Raw genomic sequence first — 20,232 nt, 5'->3', positions numbered from 1 at the left:
GTCAGTTGATCCGGTACCGCTTCACCATGTCCCAGTCGAGCCGAATGTCGAACCCCGGGCCCTGCGGAATGCTCAACGTGCCGCGATCGATCCTGGGCGGGTTGACCCACATGCCCGGAAAGATCGGATCGCGGTCGGGATCCGGAAAGCACTCCACGCAGATGCCGTGCGGCAATGCGCCGAGCATGTGGGAGGCGATCTGCGGTTCTTCGTGGTGCGCCATCTTCACGCCCACCAGCGCGCAGGCCGCGGCGGCCCGACGCCATTCGGTGATGCCCCCGCCCTCGGAGGCGTCGAAGTTGACGATGTCGACCGCGTCGGCATCGAGCAGGCGGCGCACGCCCGCCGCGCTCACTTCGCTCTGGCCTGCGTTGATCGGGATCGATGTCGCGCGCCGCACCTGCGCCATTCCGCGCGCGTCGTCGTGCCAGTGGCACGGCTCTTCGAACCACGCGATCTCATAGGGTTCGACCAGCCGCGCAAAACGTGTCGCGTCGGCCACGCTCCAGCCGCGGTTCGCATCCACCGCGATCAGGAAGTCGTCGCCGCCGCCCCTGCGGGCGTGCTTGACGCGCTCCGCATCGATTTCCGGCGAGGCCTTGCCGACCTTCACCTTGCAGCCGGCCATGCCCACGGACTTGAGCCATTCCATCTCGGGCGCCAGGTCGGCCGGGACCTTGCCCGGCAGGTAGTAGCCCGCGATCGCGATGATGGGCAGCTCTTGCCGGTAGCCGCCGAGCAGGTTGCACACGTTGGTGCCGAGGGCCTTGCCCTTCAGGTCCCAGAGCGCCGTATCGACACAGGCGATGGCATTCATGACCAGCGGCCGATTCGCGGCGCCGATGGTCAGTTGAAAAAGCTGCTCCCATAGCAGCTCGTGCGCGAAGATGGATTCGCCCAGCAGCAGCGGTGCCATCGCACCTTCGATGAGGGCGGCGATTTCGAGGCCGTGCTCGCGCTCGTCACCGTTGTAGACCTCGCTCACGAGCCCGGTGTCGGTGTAGATGCGCGTGATGATGGTGGCGCGGGTATCGACCTGGTAAGAGCTACCGGAAAACACCTTGGCAAGCGGGATTCGCACGGCAATGGCCTCGACGCGTTCGATTTTCATGGTCAGTGTTCAGTTGGTTCTTGGGGTGGCGGGGGAATGCGCGCGCATCAATCGATGGTTGCGCCGGAGCGGCGCACGATGTCGGCCCACTTGGTCGACTCGGACTTGATGTAGGTGGCCAGCCCCTCGGGCGTCGAGCCGATCGGGACGATGCCGTCGTTGAGAAACGCCTTTTTCAGGTCGCCCTCTTTCAGCAGCGCGTTGATGTCGGTGTTGATGCGCTGGACGATGCTCGCGGGCGTTCCCTTGGGTGCCAGCAGCGCGTACCAGACGCCCGAGTCGTAGCCGGGCACGCCGGCCTCCGCGATGGTCGGAATGTCGGGCAGCGTCGGCGCGCGCTTCGACGACGACACCGCAATGGCGCGCAACTTGCCGGCCTTGATCTGCCCGGAGCCCACGCCGTAGCTCACGAACATCGCATCCACATCGCCCCCGAGCAGGGCGGGCATGGCCGGGCCGGTGCCCTTGAACGGCACGTGCAGCAGGTCGATCCCGGCCATGGACTTCAGCAGTTCCATCGACAGGTGCGGGCCGCTCCCGTTGCCCGAAGAACCGAACGAGTATTTGCCTGGATTGGCCTTGGCCAGCGCGATGAACTCCTTCAAGTCCTTCGCGGGCACCTTCGGGTTCAGGGCGAGGAAGTAGGGCGCGGAGGCGACCAGCGCGATCGGCTCGAAGTCCTTGGCGGGGTCGTAGCTCAGCTGCTTGTAGAGCGTCTGGTTGACGGCCAACTGCGACGTCAAGGCAAGTACCAGCGTGTAGCCGTCGGCCGGCGATTTCGCCACCAACTCCATGCCGATGTTGCCGTTGGCGCCGCCGCGGTTGTCCACCACGATCTGCTGGCCGAGCTTCTTCGACAGGTAGATGCCCAGCGGGCGCGCCGCCGTGTCTCCGCCGCCGCCGACGGGGTAGGGAACGATCAGCCGGACCGGGTGATCCGGCCACGACCCCGCCGCCCATGCCGTGCCGGTGCTGGCTGCCAACAACATGGCCGCTGCGCTTGCAAGTGCGGTCCTGCGTGTCTGATTCATGTCTGTCTCCTTGTGCCTGTTGTCTCTGGGTGCTGCTGGCTGGATTCTTGACGCCGGAGATCATTCTGTAAAATGACATATTTCGTCCGTTTCATAACCCAAAGAATATGATTTCGCTGGCGCAATTGCGGGCCGTGTTGGCGGTCGTGGACAACTCGCTGAGCGTGTCCAGGGCCGCGGCGGCCATCCACACCACGCAGCCCGCGGTGAGCAAGCTGGTGCGAACGCTCGAAGTGGATGTCGGCGTTGAAATGTTCGTTCGTAGGGGCAACCGCCTGGTGGCACTGACCGATGCGGGCCAGGAGGCGGTGTCGCTCGCGCGCCGGGCGCTCAACGACGTGCACGCCATCTCGACGCTGTCTCGGTCGTACCGATCGGAGCGTTCAGGCAGCCTGCGCGTGGGCACCACGCTGATTCATGCGCGCTATGCCTTGCTGCCCATCGTGCAGCGCTTCAATGCGGAGTACCCGGAGGTCGATTTCGAACTCGTGCAAGGCGCCCCCGCAGAGATCATCCGGTGGGTGAGCGAAGGGGCGGTCGACTTCGGCATATCGACCTTGCCGCGTTCGATTCCCGACGGCATCGAGGCCTTCGAGGCCTACGCGATCTCGCGTTGCCTGGTGGTCCCCAAGGGCCATCCGCTGGCGTCCGCAAGGCGGCTGACGCTGGAGCGAATCGCCGAGTACCCGCTGATCGCCTACGACGAGTCGTACAACTCGGGCTGGGTGGTGCAGGAAGAGTTCCGGCGTCATGGGCTCGCGCCGCGCATCGTCGTCCGCGCGACGGATGCCAATGTGATCAAGGCGTACGTCGCGGCCGGCCTGGGCATTGCCGTGCTCCAGGAGATGGCCATCGAGCGCGAAACCGATTCCGCGCTCGTCACGCGGAACACCAAGGGCCTGTTCCCGGACTCGTCGGCGCAGATCAGCATCCGCAGCGGGAAGTACCTGCGGGCGTACATGCAGGCCTTCATCGACATGGTGCTGGCGGCGAAGACGATCAGGCTGCCGAAGAGCCCTTGAGTTTGCGTGACCGGCAACCTGACGCCAGCAGCGCCAGCATCACGAATCTTCGAGGCGTACCGTGATGTTCGAACCGCCTCGAAGCAGCGTGTTGAAGATCGGGCAGCTCGACGTGAAGTGGTCGACGAGGTCTTGCGCAACATCGCGCGCGACGCCCTCGATCTGAAAAACCAGCTTGATGAAGTCGTACCGCGTGCCATCGTCGTCGGAGCGCTTCAACGACGTCTTCACCTTGGCAAGCCGAACCGCGGCGCCCGTTTCCTCGGCCCGCTTGTAGACAAGGGCCAGGCCGCAGGACCCCAGCGAGCTCAGCAGCAATTCAGCGGCGTTGACGGCGACACCCGGCCCGCCGTTGGACGCCTTCGCATCGGTGACGAAGCTGAAGCGGGCATTGCTGGCGGTGAACCGTCCGTGGGTATCGCTGGATGCCACGACGACATGGGCGTCGTGGACGACGTCGTGAGGGACATCGTGAAGGGTGACTGGGGTGGCGGACATCGTTGTCTTCGAGTGGGTGGGTGTGATCGGGTGTTGTTCGGCGTGCAGCGGTTGCTGCACAGGGCCTGGAAGAGGTAGGCCGGCAAGGTCGCCAATGCGCGTCAACGCGGCGACCAAGGCGGGGGCGATGGAAACCCCTTCATCGAGCGCCTGCGCAAGGCTGCGGATCGCGCGGTCGCCGGGCACGCGGGCCGCGGCGCCACCGGCCTGCTGGTAGATGTCGACCCATTCCTGCATCTTGCGGGCGTAGGCCTCCGGCCCCGCGATGTCGGGGCTGGCGACGAAGCCGAAGGCGCCGCATCCGGGTGCGGCAGACGGCTCCGCCAGGTCGGGGCTCGCGTTGGTCAATACGTCCGCCAGCACCTGCACGATCATGGCCAGCGCCAGCCCTTTGTGGCCCGCCATCGGCTGCATGGCACCCTGCAGCGCGGCCGCCGCGTCGGTCGTCGGTCGGCCTGATGAATCGATGGCCCAGTGGTCGGGAATCGGCCGGCCTTCGCGGTGCGCGTCGAGCACATGGCTGAACGCGACCTGGCTGGCTGCGAAGTCGATCAGCAGCGGCGCGGCGCCCGGCCGGGGCGCGGCGAATGCGATCGGGTTGTTGCCGATGGCCGGCCCGCTCGCGCCGATGCCGGCCATCACGGGTTGCGTCGACTGCATGAGCAGGGCCACGCTTCCCGCTTGCGCCGCGCGATAGACGTGGGTGGCGAGCGCACCCAGGTGACCCGCATCGTGGATCAGGAAGGGCACGAACCGGTGTTGCGCATTCAGCTGGCCTTGCGCGAGCATCAGCGCCTGTTCCCCAGCCCAGGGGCCGAAGCCCCGGTTCGTCTCGATGTGGAACACGCCGGCCTGCCAGCGGCCATGGACCGTCGCGTCGGCATGGAGCACCTTGCGACGCAACTGGTCCCAGTAGGTGGGCCAGCGCGCGAGCCCGTGCGTGTAGATGCCGAAGGCGTCCGCCAGCAGCAACTGCCGTGCGCCCCGGCGGGCCGCTTCCGTGGGAAGCGCGGCCTGCACGAGCAGCGCCGTGAGCCAGCGCTCCAGGTCCGCAAGGGCCCAGCGCGCAGCGGTGGTGTGGGGGCTCGGCATCTAGCGGCTCCAGCGGTGCTGCGCGTTGGCGATGAGCGAATCCGCCGCGTAGCCGACGGCCATGGTCAGCAGCACGCAGGCATAGACCTTCGACGTTTCGAAGTACCGCTGCGCGAGCACGATGACCTCGCCCAGCCCGCCGCCCGTGACCATTTCCGCCGTGAACACGGTGATGAGGCCGATGGGGAACGCGATGCGCAGCCCGGTGAGGATGGAAGGCAGCGTCGCAGGCAACACCACGCGCACGATCAGCGCGAGCGGCGACGTGCCCATCGAGCGGGCCGCCCACAGCATCTTGGTCGGAATCTGTTCGGCGGCGGCCTTGGCCGAAAGAAGAAAGGGAAACACGCAGGTCACCACGACCAGCACGATCTTGGACGCGTCCTCGATGCCGAACCACAGCGTGACCACGGGAATCAGCGCGATCTTCGGCATCGGAAAACCGAGCGCGGTGATGGGTTCGAAGGCCCAGCGCAGCCACTTGAAGCGCGCCAGCAGGTAGCCCAGGGGCACGCCGACCGCCAACGCGATGCCGATGCCGAGCACGGCGCGGTACAGGCTGGCCCACAGCGCGGGCAGCAGGTCGCCGCCCGCCAGGCCCGCGCCCAGCGCCTGGAGCACATCGCTGAACGTGGGCAGGAACAGCGGACGGACCCAGCCCGCCCGGGCCACGAATTCCCAGGCCAGCGCCAGCAGGACCAAGGGATAGACGGCGAGCCATGCGGCGCGCCCCAGGCCCACGGCATGTTGCGCCGTCTGCCGGACTGTGTGGCGAGCGGTGTGCTCAGTCCTGCCCATCCGACACCTCCTGCCAGCGCAGCGCGCGACGCGAAAAGCTCACCAGCGCAAGGTCGCTGAGGTAGGCCACGGCCACCACGACGACCAGCGACGCGAACATGTAGTCGTAGTTGCCCGAATCGCCGTACTGGAAGATGAGCTTGCCGATGCCCTGGTTGGACACGATCATTTCGCACGCGATCACCACCAGGAAGGCGAACCCCAGCGCGATGCGCAGGCCGATCAAGATCGCAGGCACCGTCGCGGGCAGCAGCACGCGCACCAGAACGGCCAGCTTCGAAGCGCCCATCGATTGCGCGCTCCACCGCAACACCCTGGGCACATCGCACGCCCCGCGGTAGGTGTAGAGCACGATGGGCAGCAGCGAGGTCACCGCGACGATCACCACGTTGGTCGCGGTGCCGACGCCGAACCACAGCACCAGCAACGGAATGAGCGTGGTCTTGGGCAGCGCGTAGGTCGCCTTGAGCAGCGGGTTGAAAAAGCCTTCGGCCCCGCGGCTCGTGGCCATCCAGAGGCCGAGCGGCACGCCGACGACAAGGCCCACGCCCAGGCCCACCGCACCCGAACGCAGCGTGGCGCCGAGGTTGGCGGCCAGTTCGCCGCCCTTCAGCAGGTCCGCGAAAGCCTTGGCCACGGCCGCGAGCGATGGCAGGAACGCCGGATCGACCCAGCCCCATCGGGTCGCGCATTGCCACAGCGTGAGCAACGCGGCGAGCGTGAGCAGGCCGCAGGCTCGTCGCTTCCAGATTGAAGACGTCGAAGACGTCGAAGATGAGGAGGACGGTGACAACGTCGACGCGGTCACCTGCGAGAGTGGCGACGAGGAGGGCGGCAACGAGGCATCAGCGCTGCTCAAGCCTGTGCCCCCGACGTGGAAAGCGAAGCCTTCACCTGTTCGCGCACCGACAGCCAGACGCGGTTGTGCAGCTCGGTGAACTCGGGCGACAGCATGATCTGCTCGCGCTCGAGCGTGTGGTCGATGGTGCTCGCGTAGTGCGCCACGACCTGGCCCGGGCGCTTGGACATCACGTAGATGTCGTCGGACAGGTACGCGGCTTCGTGCAGGTCGTGCGTGACCATCAGCACCGTCATGCCCGATGACTGCCACATGCGAAGCAGCTCGTCCTGCATGAGTTCGCGCGTCTGCGAGTCGAGCGCGCCGAAGGGTTCGTCCAGCAGCAGGATGTCGGGCTGGTACGCGAAGGTGCGTGCCAGTGCAACGCGCTGGCGCATGCCGCCGGATAGCTCGCGGGGATACCGCGCGCCGAAGCCCTCGAGGTGCATGAGCTTGAGGTAGCGCTGAACGGTGTCGCTCACCTCGTCCCTGGACGCGCCCTTGGACTTGATGCCGTACGCGATGTTCTGCGCCACGGTGAGCCAGGGGAATAGCGCGTACTCCTGGAAGACCACGCCGCGGTCGATGCCGGGGCCGGTCACCGGCTTGCCCAGCGCCTGCACCACGCCCGAGCTGGCCGACTCGAACCCGCCGAGGATGTAGAGCAGCGTGCTCTTGCCGCAGCCGGACGGCCCGACCAGGCTCGCGAACCTGCCCCGCCTGACCTCCAGCGTGGCCTTGTGCAGCGCGAGCACGTTCTGGCTGCCGTTGCCGAAGGTCTTGCTGACCTCGCCCAGGAAGATGCCCGCGTCCTGCGACGCCGTCAAAGCTTGCATGCCGCGGGCAGGAACGAGGGGTCCACGCTCTTGGCGAGCGACACCGCGTTGGGCAACAGCCCGAGCTTGTGCATCGCGTCGACCGGGGCCTGCACGTCGCTGACAGAGATGCATGCGTTGACGTCGCGGTAGAAGTCCGCCGGCTTCAGGAAGTACTCGTCGAGCTCGGCCTCCGGGCTCTTGATGAGCTCCGCCGTGACCTTGACGACGGTCTTGCGGTTCGCGGGGTCGTAGATCCACGCGCGCGCCTCGACAAAGTCCGCCAGCCACGCCTTCACGGCCGGGCCCTGCGTCTTGAGGAACTGGTTGCGCGCCGCCTGGAAGAGCACGGGGTAGGGCGGCACCACGCCCACCGCGTCGAAGACGAAGCGGATGCCGCCCTTCTTCTTTTCCTGCACCTGGAAAGGCATGGCGAGCACGCCGACGTCGATGCGCTTTTGCCGCAGCGCCGGGCCGATGTTGCCGAAGGGCATTTCAACCACCCGCACGTCGCGCTTCGGATCGAGGCCCGCCTTTTCCAGCGCCAGCCGCAGGATGATGTCGACGCTGCCGTTGAAGGCGTTGACGGCCACCGTCTTGCCCTTGAAGTCGGCCACCGTCTTGATGGGGCTGTCTTCCAGCACGACGAAGGGGTTCGAGGCATAGCCCTTCACGCCGTCCTGGTGAATGGCCGCGATGGCGCTCACGCCACCGGCCACGCCGCCGGTCTGGACCAGCGTGGCCAGCGTGGTGAAGGCCAGCGTGCCGATGTCCGCCTGGTCGGCGGCCAGCAGCGTGGCCACGCCCGGCGTTCCCTTGGCGGTGGTCGCCTCGAGCGTGTACTCCTTGCCGTAGCGCTTGAGCACGTTGGCCTTGAAGTACTCGCTGAAGATCACCGTCTCGATCTCGCCGGGGCCGACCACGCCGGCTGACGCATAGCGGATGACCGGCACGGATGCCGCTTTCACGATGGACGGCATGGCCACCGCGCCGCCCAGGATGGCGGACGCCTGGAGGAAGCGGCGGCGGGATGTGGCGGTGGTGGTGGCGGTGACGTCGGCGGTGCGTTCTGTCGAAAGGGTCGAAAGGAAGGAGGCGTTCATGGTCAATGGCGTTGGATGGGGAACATTCGGCGCGGCCGGATTCAGTTCGGCAGGGCAAGGCCGAGTTGGTCTCGAAGGGTGGGGCCCTCGTACTCGGAGCGGAACACGCCGAGCGTCTGCAGCTCGGGCACCACGAGCCGCGTGAAGTCCTCGATGCCGCCCGGCAGGTAGGGCATCTGCACCATGAAGCCGTCGCACGCGCGCTCGTCGAACCAATGCTTGAGCGTGTGCGCGACCTCCGCGCCGGTGCCGTTGAAGTCGCGCAGCGGGCCGATGGCATAGCGCATGCCGATCTCCGTCAGCGACAGGCCCTGCTTCTGGCTCAGCTCGGCAACTTCCTTGTAGTGGCCTTGCACGCCGGGCGGCGCAATGGCGGGCAAGACCTCGTCGAGCGGGAACTCCGAGAGATCGATGTCCAGGTGGTACGACAGCGTCGACAGGCCCGCCTCGGGGCTGGTCAGGCGGTCGAGAAGCGCCTGCTTCTGCTGCGCGATGTCATGCGTTTCGCCGACGACCGGCACCACGCCCAGCAGCACATGAACGTCGTCGGGGTTGCGCCCGTGCCGTGCCACCCGCTCTTTAATGTCGCGATAGAAGGCTTGCGCCGAGGTGATCGACGAGTGGGTGACGAAGATCACCTCCGCCCACTTCGCCGCAAAGTCCTTGCCGCGGTCCGACGCGCCCGCCTGGATGAACACGGGCCGCCCCTGCGGCGGCCTGCTGACGTTGAGCGGGCCTTCGACATCGAACCACTCGCCCTTGTGCGAAATGGGCCGCACCTTGGCCGGGTCCGCGAACATGGGGGTCGCCTTGTCGAGCACCACGGCGTCTTGCTGCCAGCTCTCCCAGAGCTTGCACGCCACCTCGAGGAACTCGTCGGCGCGGTCGTAGCGCTGGTTCTTGTCGGGCAGGCCGGTCTTGCCGAAGTTGGCGGCTTCGGCCGGCTGGAACGAGGTCACGATGTTCCATGCGGCGCGCCCCGCGCTCAGGTGGTCCAGCGTTGCCAGCGAACGCGCCAGCTGGAAGGGCTCGATGTAGGAGGTCGAAATGGTGCTGGCCAGGCCCAGCCGCTTGGTTGCCGTGGCCACCGCGGTGAGCACGACCACCGGGTCGAGCCGCAGGGCACCCAGCGCGCCATGAATCAGCTGGCTGGCGGCGCTGTTTCTGAACTTGTGGGGCACTGCCAGGATGTCCGGGATGAACAGCATGTCGAACAGGCCGGCTTCCAGCTGGCGGCCGATTTCCTGGTAATAGTCCAGCGAAAGAATGTCCGTGCGGGCGCTGGGATAACGCCAGCCGCCGTGATGGCCTGAAACAGGCCCTGCCATGACATAGGCGGCGAGCTTGATCTGGCGCGAATTCTGCGATTTCATTTGCTTGACCTGGATGCGGTTTTCACGAACTTGCCGACATGCGGCGCCCGCGCTTTGCATATCTGTTTATCGAATAAAGATATGAGAATTTCTGACGAAGCCATATCGCCTGCGACCTGCCGGACCGCCCCCGCACAAGGGCTCTGAGCGCGTGCAAGGCACTGCGTTTTTGCGTCACAATCGGGCCGTTTTTCGGCGAAATTTTCGATTTGTAAAAAACTCTGATTTCGCCGTCGGGTTTAAATTGTAGGCGCGCACTTATGGCCTCGTTAATTTGCTTTAATAAAACGTTTTCATAAGCATATTTTTCGATATCGAAATTATTTTGCGTAAATAGAAATTCATGAGCACTGCTTCAGCTGATATTGATTTGCCCGCCATCGACGAAGATTTCGCGACGCGGCTGCGCCAGATCATTGCGAAGGTGGGAAATGCGAGCACGCTGGCGCGCCGCGTGGGGGTGTCGAACAGCGCGCTGACGCGCTACCTCGCGGGCAGCGAGCCATCGCGCCGGGTGCTGGTGGCGCTCGCCGATGCGGCGGACGTGTCGCTGGAATGGCTGATGCGCGGCACAGGGCGCGCGCAGCCCTGGGCGCCGACCGACCTTCCCAAGACGATGACCACGCTGCCCCTGTACCGGCTCGCCGGCAAGGAGCCGGGCGTTTTCGGTGATTCGATGCCGACGATTTTTCGCGCCCAGGCCTTCTGCAGCGCATGGCTGCGCGACCAGGACCTGGACAGCGAGCACCTCGCCGCGATGAAGATGCCGGGCGACGCGATGCGCCCCACCTTGAGTTCGGGCGACATCATCCTCATCGACACGCGGCACAACCAGATCACCGACGGGCGCATCCACCTCATCACCGACCACACGCGCAACCTGCTGCTGCGCCGCCTGCAGGTGCACATCGGCGGCCAGGTGCGCGTGCTGGCGGACAACGCCGACTACAAAGAAACGACGGTCGATGCGGACCAGCTCACGGTCTTGGGGCTGGTGGTCTGGCGCGGCGCGGTGCTGCGCTGACCGATCACGCCGGCCGAGGCCCAGCGGCGTAAAGGATCAAGCGAGCCACGCCAACAGCCGCTCAGACACCTTCTCGTGCTGGAACAGCGTGGTGTGCGACACACCCTCTCTCGGCTCGAACAGCAGCACCCTTCCTGCGTCCAGCGGAAAGCGGCTGCTGCCGTTCGTCTGGAACACGCCCTCGGTCGGCACCACGAGGTCGTTGCCGGCCTCGCCGAAGACGGTGTCCAGCAGCAGGTCGGTGCCGCCGGCCACCAGCCCGCGCAGGCCGGTGTCGATGGCGGAATAGTTCGAGGCGATGGCGAAGTAGTCGGCGGGCGCGGCCGTGCCGGCATTGACCCGGCCCAGGAACTCGCCCTGCGGCCGCATGCTCGCCAGCCCGTCGAGTCCCTTGAGCGCGCCGTGCGCAATGACCTTCACGACGGTGACCAGCGCCTCCAGCGTCTCGGTCACCGGGCCGGTGGGGAACAGCGCGAGCAGCGTGGTCAGCCGGTCGACCATGGCCACCATGTGGTCGGGGTCGGCCAGCACCGTGCCGTTGTTGGGCGCGGCGCCGAACACCAGGCGGCGCACCCGGGCGCGGGCGGTGTCCATGCCCGGCGCGGGCGGCGTCTCGGCCAGCACGCGCGAGACCAGGCCGCCGCGGCTGTGGCACACGATGTCGAGGTCGATGCCACCGGGCGGCAGCTGCCCGAGCAGCCACCGCACGTTGGCGTCGGGGTCCACGCTCACGCTGGGGTGGTCGAAGGCGATCACGCGGCCGCCGTAGCGCTGGTGCAAGGCGTCGAGCGTTGGCGACGGCAGCGCGCCGAAGCCCGCGCTCGACGTGCTGAAGGTGCCGTGCACGAACAGCAGCGCCGGGCCCTGGGCCGCCAGCGCGGCGAGGGTGTCGGGCGTGTGGCGCACGTCGGGCGCGCCCTGGTAGTCCTGCGGGGTGAAGCTGCGCACGGCGTAGGGGCGGTTCTTGTCTTCCCACTGGCCCACGAAGTGCTCACCGACGGCGCCCAGGACGGGGTCGGTCAGCGGATACACGAGCACCTTCAGCAGCTTGCGCCCGACCAGGCCGAGCACGCTGCGCTGCGTGCCACTGTCGGACGCGAGCGCCGGTGGCGGCGCCACCTGCGCCGGGATGCGGAAGCGCTTGACGCCGCCGCCTCCGCCGCGCGATACCGGAGCCGACGGCGCTGATGGCGACCCCGACGATGGCGCTGTTGCTGTCGGTGTTGCAGGCTCAGGCAAGTGCCAATGCAGCGCGCCCGCGTCGTCGACCGACAGCACCAGCTGGCCGGTGTCGTCGCCCAGGTCGGGCACCTCGAGCTCGATGTCGCCGGCGGCCGCGCCGGCGCTGCGCCCGGTGGTGCCACCCGCCGCCGCGGGCTTGAGCGTCAGGTCGATCAGGCGCACCTGCGACACGTCGGCCGCCGCCAGCGCGGCGTCCAGCGCGTCCATGCCCTGGTCGAGCCCGCGCACGCTGGCGCGCGTGGTGGCGGTGGTGCCGCCGGCACGCAGCTCGGCCGCGCCGGTGAAGCCCGGCGTGCGCAGGGCATAGCCGGGGCCGATGGACACGGCCTGGTTGGTTCCGTTCAGGAGAGTGGCTGCCATGGTTGAAAAACCTCCGTTCAGGGCGCGCGCCGCAGCGTCAGCCGCGGGTGGCCGTAGTACACATACGAAAGAAAGGTCGGGATGGGCGTGCCCGCCGTGCCCGGGTATCGGGCGCGCAGGTCGCGCAGGATGGCGCCCACCGGTTCGCCTTCCGCTGGCGCTGCGGGCACCGCGGATGCGTCGGAAGCCTCGGTTGCCGCAGGCAGTGCCCGTCGCCAGAACTCGATGGCGATGTCGTGGGCGACGTCGTCGTCCACCTCCCACAGCGCGCCCAGCACGCCGCCGAAACCGCCGCGAAGCGAGTTGCCGGGGAACCCCGCCATGTCGCCCAGCAGCTCGCCCCCGATGCCCAGCATGCAGGCGTTCAGGAACAGCAGCGGCTGCCGCTCGCCGCCGTATTTGGCGGCACGAAAAAGCGTGGAGCGCAGCGGCGCGCCGTCCTGCAGGAACATCGCGGAGCCGTCGGGCCGCGTGGGGTCGAAGTCGCCGTGGCCCGCCAGGTGCACCGCCTCGACCGCGACAGGGCCCGACTTGCCCTGCAGCGTCGCGTTGAGCAGGTCGCGCATGCCCTCGGCCGTGGCCTTGAGCGTGACGCCGGGGTAGCTGCCGCTGAGCGCCTCGACCTCGGCTTCGGCCTTGGGCAGCTTGCGCAGGCCCGAGGCCGCGCTGTACCACGCGGCCATGGTCGCCATGTTGCGCACCTGCAGCGAGGCGATGGGGTGCGCGGCCGGCCGTGCCGCGGCATTCGCCGCCAGTGGCGGCGGGGCGCTGTCGCGCAGCCACCGGCCGGCCAGCGTCTGCGCGCCCAGGTAGCTGGGGCGCGCGGCGTCCAGCGGCGCGTCCATCCACGCGAGCTCCCAGGGCACGTAGGGCTCGGCGCTCACGATGAGCAGCGACACCGGCTCCGGCGCCAGCCGGCCGCTCAGCTCGGCCAGCGCCTGGAAGAACTCGCCGGGCAGGCGCTCGGCCACCAGCCGGCCCAGGCTCTCCAGCGCGGTGGCCAGCAGGGCGCTGTTGCCGTACTGGCGCACCTCCTCGACGACGGAGCGCGCGAAGGTCTTGGCGTCCTGGCCCAGGTCCATGTCGAAGGGGCCGGTGGCGGTGGCCAAGGCATGCGGGCTGATGAGGCGGCACACGTACTGGCCGCTGGCGGCGTTGCGGTCGGGCTTGCCGATGTCCAGGGTGAGGTCGGGCACCTTGGCATCGGCCACCAGCGCGACCGGCGTGGCGGCCGCGGGCATGGCCTGCCAGGGCTGGCCGAGGGGGCGGGGATCGAGCCGGTCGCCGTGCGCCGCGGGCATGATCGCCAGCGCCCGCGAGGCGGTGCCGCAGACCGTGCCGCCCAGCACGTAGCGCACTTCCAGCATGGTGAGAAAGGGCTGCGCCGGGTTCTCCGGTTCCACGCCGACCAGCTTGAAGCTGACCTGCGCCGTGGCCACGTCGGCGGCGGTCACGCGCAGCGGCCGGCTCCAGCCTTCGGGCGCCTGCACGCCGGGGCCGGCCGACAGTTCGACCTGGAGGTCGAGCGCCTGCACCTCGGCCGAGAAGGGCAGGTCGACCGCCGCGCCGCTCACCTGGGCCTGCGCCTGCGCGCCGAACCCGACGACCACCTCGAACACCTCGCCCGCGGCCTTGGCTTCGGGGGCTTCGATGCGAGGCCAGGCCTTGATCGGTCCCGCGGGCGGTGCCACCGGTGTGGGCATGGGCGTGGGCGTCGGCCGCGCGGCACCGGCGGTGGCCGGGGCCAGTGGATCGGCGCCGCGCAGCGCCATGTCGGCGGGTGCCGGCGCGCGTGCCGGCAGCACGAACGCGTCCGCGGCCACGCGCAGCGACACGCCCACGGGCTCGCCGTTCAACAGCGTCACGCCGTTGCGCATGACGACCGCGCCGGCGCCGATGTCGATCGGCGGCTGGCTGTCCGGCTCGTGCAGGTCGAGCACGTCGAGCAGCGGCAGCGCCGGCGGCGCATGGCTGCACGCGACGAGCACCTCGCGCAGTTCGCGTGCGTACCAGAGCACGTGGGTTCCCCACTGGCGGCGGATGGCGGCGCCGCAGTCGTCCGCATTGCGGGCCAGCCTGGCAGCGACTTCTTCGATGGGGCGGCCCACGCGCGCGGCCACTGCCGTGATGCGCGCGCGGGCCGCGTCCTGCGCGGCGTCCAGCCAGTAGCCGTTGAGCGCCAGGCGCTGGAGCACGGCGCCGGCGCTCATGCCGGCGTCCAGGTCGATGGCGGGCATCAGCATTGGGGTGTGCCTCCTACGGTGAAGGCTGGTCGCCGGCCTGCGGCGGATGCAGCACGTCCTGCGCCTGGCGAACGGCCGCCAGCGTGGCCTGCTGCGTGAACAGCGTGCTGGTGCGCACGTTCTGGATGCGGCCCTGGCCGTAGATGAGCATCACGCACGAGAGCGCGGTGGCCTCGTCGGGAAACTCCGAGATGGCCACGCCGTCGCAGTCGCCGAAGGCGTAGTAGAAGCCGTGCAGCGTGCCGCCGAAGGCCTCGATGGCGGTGCGCACGACGTCCGCGCGGTCCGATGACTCTTCGTTCTCGAGCATCTGGCGGATCTGCTCGTCCTTGTAGCGCCATTGGTGCAGGTAGAGCGGCATCGGGTTCTTTCTTTGCTGTCTTCGTTTCAGCGGGCCAGTTCGGACTTCTCTGCGGCCTGCGCCACGGGCACCGGCGTGAGTACGCTGTCGGGCAGGTTCAGCTCGTACGCGGCGATGGGGGGCACCGGCAGGCTCAGCGCCTTCGGTTCGCCCGATGCCGCTGCGGTGTCGCGCGCCGGGGGCTCGCGCCGGCGCCGCGCCAGTTCCGGAATGGCCGCGCCCATCGCCGCCCCCAGCACCAGGCCCGCGACGACGGCCGCCAGCGTTCGCCAGGTCCAGAAGTCGGCGAACGTGTCGGCGGCGAACCCGCGCGACACCACCGCCGAGAGCAGCCAGGCGGCGCCGAACAACGCGGCGTCCAGGCCGCGCCGCGTGCGGGCGTCGTCCACCGCCGCCCACCGGTGGTCCTGCGTGAGCCAGGCGACCAGCGCACCGGTCAGGAAGGTCGAGGGCAGGGTGGACGCGGCCTCCGCCAGCCGCTGCAGCGCGCCCGGCATGCCGCCGTAGATCAGCGCGCCCGCCGCGAGATTGACCAGCACCGAGAAACCGAGCGCGCACGCCCCCGCCGCAACCACGAAGCCCGGCGGCGTGCGGCGGTGCAGCCCCGCGCTCGCGAACCCGAAATAGAACTTGGGCAGGATCGCGATGGCCAGCGTGCCCAGCACGATCACCAGGATCACCGCGATGCGCTGGCCCACCGACAGCCCCGCGCCGTCGTCGGGCGGCAGCACGACGAAGAAGATCCACAGGCCCGCCAGCATCAACAGCGCCGCGTAGCCGAAGGCGCGCGCGAGGTTGTCGGGCTCGCTCGCGCAGGCCGTGAACCCCATGCGCTCCAGGGCCGCGTTGCGCCCGGCCTGCCGCGCGTTGGTGGCCAGCACGCCGCGCGCGGCGAGCACGCAGGCGTCGCGGTAGAACAGGCCGATGTCCTCGCACACGTCCGAGATCATGTCGCTCACCAGGTGGCGCAGGCGGTCGTCCAGCTCCTTGTTGCCGTCGATGCCGTGCTCGGCGGCGATGACCTTGATTTCTCCCAGCTGCTCGATGGAGGCCAGCGTGCGCGACACCCGGAACGAGAGCCGGTCGAAGCGCTGGCGCAGCCGGTAGAGCTCGTGCGTCACCTCGCGCGTGTAGCGCGCCAGCGCGCGCTCCTGGTCCCAGCCGCGCAGCTGGATGAAAAGCTCCGCGGCCCTGCGCATCTGCTGGTGCAGCGGCTGCGCCAGCGGCAGCCAGTCGCGCTCGGCGTCGATGCCGCGCATGCGCAGCATGTCGCGGGCCTGGGCCTGGACGTCGCTGCCGGCCTGGAAGGGCATCTCGGCCAGGAACTTGGCGAGCGACAGCGCCTGCTGCGGAATGCCGGCCGCGCCATGCAGCCGCGCGCGCACCCGCAAAGACAGCGGCGCAATCGCCCGCAGGCAGGCGACCAGCGCCAGCGCCAGCCACAGCACCAGCGTGCGCGCGCCCGACCCCCGTGGCGCATCGGCGCCCATGATGCGCAGCAGCACGCCGTAGCACAGCATGAACATCAGAAGGTACAGGCCGGCATGCACGGCCACGGCCGTCCAGTAGCGCCGCGCGGTGGTGTAGCTGCGCGACCAGCTCGGGCGGTTGAACCCGGCGGAGGCCATCAACACCGTCAGTCCGGCCGCGAAGACCATGCTGACCGACCACAGCGTCATCGGTCGCCCCAGAGTTCGCGCAGCTTGGACTGCGCCAGGCTCATCCGCGCGGGCGGGGCGGCGGCGGGCACCGCGCGAGCTGCGCCGACCGTACCGACCGTACCGACAGTCCCGAGTACACCGAGCGCCTCCTGCTGCATCGGCGCGTCCGGCATCGCATCGAACAGCGCGAACGACCCCGAGCGGGTGAACAGCACCGGAATGGCCCACTCCGCGTCCGAGTTCATGCGGATGTACTTGCGCGCCACCGTCAGCGCGCGCTCCACCGTCTGCCCCTTGGTGAGCGACTTGTAGAAGTGCTCCGAGAAGCGCGACGCGGCCGTGTTGGTGATGGCGAACTGCATCGCGATGGCCATCGGCACGCCTTGCTCGACCAGCGCCGCGCCCACGCTGGAAGAGGCGTTGCCCTGCGCGCTCTCGCAGCAGTTGAGTACCGCCAGGTCGACATCGCCATCGGCCAGGATGTCCGCCAGCCGCGAGGCCGACACCTTCACCGGGCCGCCGAGCCCGTCGTCCATGACGACGAAGCCTTCGCTGCGGGTCTGGCCGTCGGCGTCGGTGTAGCGGTCGGTGCCGCCGTGCCCGATGAAGTGAAAGATGTGCCAGGGCCCGCGCTGCATCATGTCGAACAGGCCGTCGGGCGTGGCGCGCAGCACCCAGTTGAACTCCACCTGCAGGCCCGGCGCGCGCAGGATTTCTTCCATGTGGCGGCGCTCGGCCTCGGTGTCCAGCCAGGTCCAGGTGCCGCCCGGGTTGGCGATCATGCCGAGCACGCGCACCGGGCCCTGGCCGCGCACCGGCGCGCGCTGCTGCGTGCTGTGCAGGTAGCGCACCAGCGGCGACTTGCTGCTCAGGCACAGGTAGTGGTCGGGCTTGCCCGCCTCGTCGAACACGTACTCCCACGGCAGGCAGGCCAGCTCGGGCGGGTCGATGCGCAGGTTCAGCCGCAGGCCAGTGTCGTCCTTGCCGAGCAGCAGGGCGCGGCTGCCGGTGTAGGTGGCCGACACCGAGCGCGAGTCCCTGAACACGGCCTTGAACACCTCGGCCCCGAAGTCGCGCAGCACTTTTTCCTCGGGCGAGATGATGGGCCCGCCGCGCAGGGTGAGCCGGCTCTTGAGCACCGCGTTCTCCAGCTCCAGCAGCAGCACGCGGTCGGCCGGGCCGCCGAAGGGCCACTGGAGCACTTCGCGCTCCGACGACCCGGCCGGCGAGTTGGTCACCTCGGCCAGGTAGCGGTCGCCCTCGCGCCAGATGCGCAGGTCGAAGTTCTCGTAGCGGGTCTCTGTAGGCATTGCCAACCCCCGGATGGCAAGGAATGCAGGCGCTGGCGTGCCGGTGCGCCCGCGGCATCGATGCCGGATGCTCGAATCACGAAGACCGCACTATTGCCGGGACACCGGCGCGCTTCAATCCCTCAAACAGTCGATGTCGCGGTCTTTGGCATATTGCTGATGGGGGATGAGGGGCCGGAGCCTGCTTTCAGGCGCCTGCGTCGCGCAGCCGCCGCCACAGCGTCGAGCGGCTGATGCCGAGAACGGCGCAGGCCTGCGCCTGGTCGCCCTGCACCGACTGCAGCACCTCGCGCACGCGGCGCGCTTCGGCGTCCCGGCCGGCGCCCTTGAGCACGCGCTCGCGCAACGGCGCGGGCCGCGCCTGCGTGCATTCGGGAAACACTTCGAGCAGGCGCGCGCGGTCCAGGTCGCCGGCCGGCGCCAGGTAGCCCTGGCACCCCAGCAGCCGCTCGACGAAGTTCTCCAGCTCGCGCACGTTGCCGGGCCAGCCGTAGCCCGCGGCCACCTCCAGCAACGCGTCGAGCCAGCGCGAGGCCTGTGCCATGGCCACGCCCGCCTTGCCCGCGCGGCGCGCCAGCAACTCGGCGGCCAGCGGCGCGATGTCGTCGGCGCGTTCGCGCAGCGGCGGTGTTTCCACGCGCAGCACCGCTAGCCGGTAGTACAGGTCGCGGCGGAACTGGCCGCGCTCCACCTGCGCCGCCAGGTCGGCATGGGTCGCCGCGATGACGCGCAGGTCGACCGGCACGGCCGCCGTCGCGCCCAGGCGGAGCACTTCGCGCTCCTGCAGCACGCGCAGCAGCCGCGTCTGCAGTGCCAGCGGCATGTCGCCGATCTCGTCGAGAAACAGCGTGCCCGTGTGCGCCGCCTCGACCAGGCCGGTCTTGCCGCCGCGCCGCGCGCCGGTGAAGGCGCCTTCCTCGTAGCCGAAGAGTTCGCTTTCCAGCAGGCTTTCGCCCAGGGCCGCGCAGTTCACCGCGAGAAAGGGCTGGGTCGCGCGCCGGCTCGCGGTGTGAATGCCTTGCGCCACCAGTTCCTTGCCGGTGCCGCTCTCGCCCACGATGAGCACGGTGGCGTCGCTGGCCGCGCAGTGCGCCGCCAGCTCGCGCACGCGCCGGGCCGCGGGGCTGTCGCCGCTAAAGGCCTCCAGCCGGTAGCGCGCGGGCGCGCCGCGCTGACGCTGGTTGGCGCGCAGGTGGCGGTCCGCGCGCTGGATCACGGCCGGGTCGCGGCACACCAGCAAGGCGCCGGTGACCTCGCCGGCCTCCACGATCGGTGCGCGCCGCACGACCAGCGTGCGCGCGCCGAGCTGCAGCACCTCGTCGGCCGGCGCTTCGCGCAGGCGCAGCGTGGCGCCCAGGTCGAGCACGGGTTCCACGTCGCCGAGCACGCGGCCGGTGAGCTCGTGGGCGGGAACGCCCATCAGCTCGGCCATGGCGGGGTTGAGCGCCTCGATGCGCTGGTGCAGGTCGACGGCCACCACGCCGTCCTGCAGCTGGCCGAGCACGGTGTTCAGCCGCTCGTGGCGCGCGCGTTCGGCGCGGCCGAGGCGCGCGAGGTGAATGGCGTCTTCCAGCGCCTGGCGCACGGCGTCGTCCGAATACATCAGCACGCTGGCAATGCCGGCCTGCTCGGCCAGGTCGGACACCAGGCCCGGCGCGACCACGGCGCCGACGCCGGCCGCGCGCAAGGCCTGCACGCAGGCCGGCGCGTCGTCGGGGCCGCGGTAGCTGAACTGCGCGATGCCCATGCCGAACAGGGCATCGAGCTGCGCCAGGTGTTCCGACGGCCCCTCGAACGACACCAGCCCCACGCGCGGCGAAATTGCGCGGGCGGCGGCCAGCGCGCGCATCAGGTCGAAGCCGCGCACCTCGACGATGACCACCGGAATGTCCAGGTGCCGGCGCAGCCATTCGCCGCTGGCGCCCGCCGCCACGATGACGTCGACCGGCGCGCGCGCATGCAGCGCACGCACCGCGTCGACCGCCTCGTCGAAAGCGTGCGCGACCAGTTCGACCTGCGCCTGCGCCGCCACCGCGGGTGCCAGCCGCGCGAGCACGCGGCCCAGCCGGTGGCGGGCCACGGCCACGATGCGCGGCGGGCGCTGCGTGACGAAGGGGTGGATGGGGGGCAGGGCGGCATCGTTCATTTCGCGGATTTTATGGTTTCAAGAATGAAACAAAAATGAAATGGATGCCTTGAAAATGCCCTCGAAAACGCGCTGCCTGACGCCGGTGACTCCTTTGAATTCAACGACTTATGCGACTAATCCGTCCGCACTTCCCACGTGGCACAGCGTTTGCGAATTCACGACGGTGACCTGCCCGCAGGCCATGACTTTCCACAAACAAAG

General features: G+C 69.1%; 16 protein-coding genes. 2 read left to right on the top strand and 14 right to left on the bottom strand.

Going from position 1 to position 20,232, the window contains the following annotated elements; genetic code table 11:
• Window position 1: 1 nt before the first annotated feature.
• A complete protein-coding gene (locus tag QTI51_RS21000) occupies window positions 2-1,111 on the bottom strand; it encodes a mandelate racemase/muconate lactonizing enzyme family protein (protein ID WP_286515549.1) in 1,110 nt (369 codons plus the stop codon).
• A gap of 47 nt (window positions 1,112-1,158) precedes the next feature.
• Complete coding sequence (locus QTI51_RS20995; RefSeq protein ID WP_286515548.1) at window positions 1,159-2,100, bottom strand: Bug family tripartite tricarboxylate transporter substrate binding protein; 942 nt, start codon at window positions 2,098-2,100, stop codon at window positions 1,159-1,161.
• Between the two features lie 149 nt (window positions 2,101-2,249).
• Between QTI51_RS20995 and QTI51_RS20990 the strand changes: the two genes are divergently transcribed.
• A complete protein-coding gene (locus tag QTI51_RS20990; RefSeq protein WP_286515547.1) occupies window positions 2,250-3,164 on the top strand; it encodes a LysR substrate-binding domain-containing protein in 915 nt (304 codons plus the stop codon).
• Between the two features lie 39 nt (window positions 3,165-3,203).
• On the opposite strand, the gene QTI51_RS20985 is transcribed toward QTI51_RS20990, so the two are convergent.
• Genes QTI51_RS20985 through QTI51_RS20960 form a run of 6 tightly spaced genes read right to left on the bottom strand, consistent with a single transcriptional unit; the run spans window position 3,204 to window position 9,681 of the window.
• Window positions 3,204-4,754 (bottom strand): Ldh family oxidoreductase, encoded by a 1,551-nt coding sequence (locus tag QTI51_RS20985; protein WP_286515546.1) that lies wholly within the window; start codon window positions 4,752-4,754, stop codon window positions 3,204-3,206.
• Window positions 4,755-5,552 carry an ABC transporter permease gene (locus tag QTI51_RS20980; RefSeq protein ID WP_286515545.1) on the bottom strand — a complete coding sequence of 266 codons (798 nt, stop codon included), beginning with the start codon at window positions 5,550-5,552 and terminating at the stop codon, window positions 4,755-4,757. It lies immediately after the preceding gene.
• Window positions 5,539-6,411, bottom strand: coding sequence for an ABC transporter permease (locus QTI51_RS20975; RefSeq protein WP_286515544.1), 873 nt, complete (start codon window positions 6,409-6,411; stop codon window positions 5,539-5,541). Before QTI51_RS20975 ends, QTI51_RS20980 begins: the two co-directional genes overlap by 14 nt.
• Window positions 6,408-7,226: an ABC transporter ATP-binding protein gene (locus QTI51_RS20970; RefSeq protein WP_286515543.1), complete on the bottom strand. Its 819-nt coding sequence runs from the start codon at window positions 7,224-7,226 to the stop codon at window positions 6,408-6,410. The genes QTI51_RS20975 and QTI51_RS20970 overlap by 4 nt, the downstream gene beginning before the upstream one ends.
• Window positions 7,214-8,308 (bottom strand): ABC transporter substrate-binding protein, encoded by a 1,095-nt coding sequence (locus tag QTI51_RS20965; protein WP_286515542.1) that lies wholly within the window; start codon window positions 8,306-8,308, stop codon window positions 7,214-7,216. The genes QTI51_RS20970 and QTI51_RS20965 overlap by 13 nt, the downstream gene beginning before the upstream one ends.
• 41 nt (window positions 8,309-8,349) lie before the next feature.
• On the bottom strand, window positions 8,350-9,681 hold the full coding sequence (locus QTI51_RS20960) for an LLM class flavin-dependent oxidoreductase (RefSeq protein ID WP_286515540.1): 1,332 nt from the start codon (window positions 9,679-9,681) through the stop codon (window positions 8,350-8,352).
• Window positions 9,682-10,024: 343 nt separating this feature from the next.
• Between QTI51_RS20960 and QTI51_RS20955 the strand changes: the two genes are divergently transcribed.
• Window positions 10,025-10,705: an XRE family transcriptional regulator gene (locus tag QTI51_RS20955; protein ID WP_286515539.1), complete on the top strand. Its 681-nt coding sequence runs from the start codon at window positions 10,025-10,027 to the stop codon at window positions 10,703-10,705.
• A gap of 36 nt (window positions 10,706-10,741) precedes the next feature.
• Here QTI51_RS20955 and QTI51_RS20950 read toward each other — a convergent pair whose 3' ends face one another.
• The 6 genes from QTI51_RS20950 to prpR all read right to left on the bottom strand — a co-directional run bounded on the left by QTI51_RS20950 (window position 10,742) and on the right by prpR (window position 20,028).
• Window positions 10,742-12,307, bottom strand: a complete 1,566-nt coding sequence (locus tag QTI51_RS20950) for an esterase/lipase family protein (RefSeq protein WP_286515538.1) — start codon at window positions 12,305-12,307, stop codon at window positions 10,742-10,744.
• Window positions 12,308-12,324: 17 nt separating this feature from the next.
• Window positions 12,325-14,550 carry a TCAD7 domain-containing protein gene (locus tag QTI51_RS20945; RefSeq protein WP_286515537.1) on the bottom strand — a complete coding sequence of 742 codons (2,226 nt, stop codon included), beginning with the start codon at window positions 14,548-14,550 and terminating at the stop codon, window positions 12,325-12,327.
• Between the two features lie 13 nt (window positions 14,551-14,563).
• On the bottom strand, window positions 14,564-14,911 hold the full coding sequence (locus QTI51_RS20940; protein WP_116913113.1) for a GYD domain-containing protein: 348 nt from the start codon (window positions 14,909-14,911) through the stop codon (window positions 14,564-14,566).
• A gap of 26 nt (window positions 14,912-14,937) precedes the next feature.
• The gene (locus QTI51_RS20935) at window positions 14,938-16,590 is read right to left on the bottom strand and encodes an ABC transporter permease (protein WP_286515535.1); all 1,653 of its coding nucleotides are present in this window, start codon (window positions 16,588-16,590) and stop codon (window positions 14,938-14,940) included.
• The gene (locus QTI51_RS20930; RefSeq protein WP_286515533.1) at window positions 16,587-17,882 is read right to left on the bottom strand and encodes a CHAT domain-containing protein; all 1,296 of its coding nucleotides are present in this window, start codon (window positions 17,880-17,882) and stop codon (window positions 16,587-16,589) included. Before QTI51_RS20930 ends, QTI51_RS20935 begins: the two co-directional genes overlap by 4 nt.
• 187 nt (window positions 17,883-18,069) lie before the next feature.
• On the bottom strand, window positions 18,070-20,028 hold the full coding sequence (gene prpR / locus QTI51_RS20925; RefSeq protein ID WP_286515532.1) for a propionate catabolism operon regulatory protein PrpR: 1,959 nt from the start codon (window positions 20,026-20,028) through the stop codon (window positions 18,070-18,072).
• Between the last annotated feature and the right edge of the window lie 204 nt (window positions 20,029-20,232).

Source organism: Variovorax sp. J22G73, assembly GCF_030317035.1.
In the GTDB taxonomy this organism is placed as follows: Bacteria; Pseudomonadota; Gammaproteobacteria; order Burkholderiales; family Burkholderiaceae_C; genus Variovorax.
This window is presented reverse-complemented; position numbering and strand designations above follow the sequence as displayed.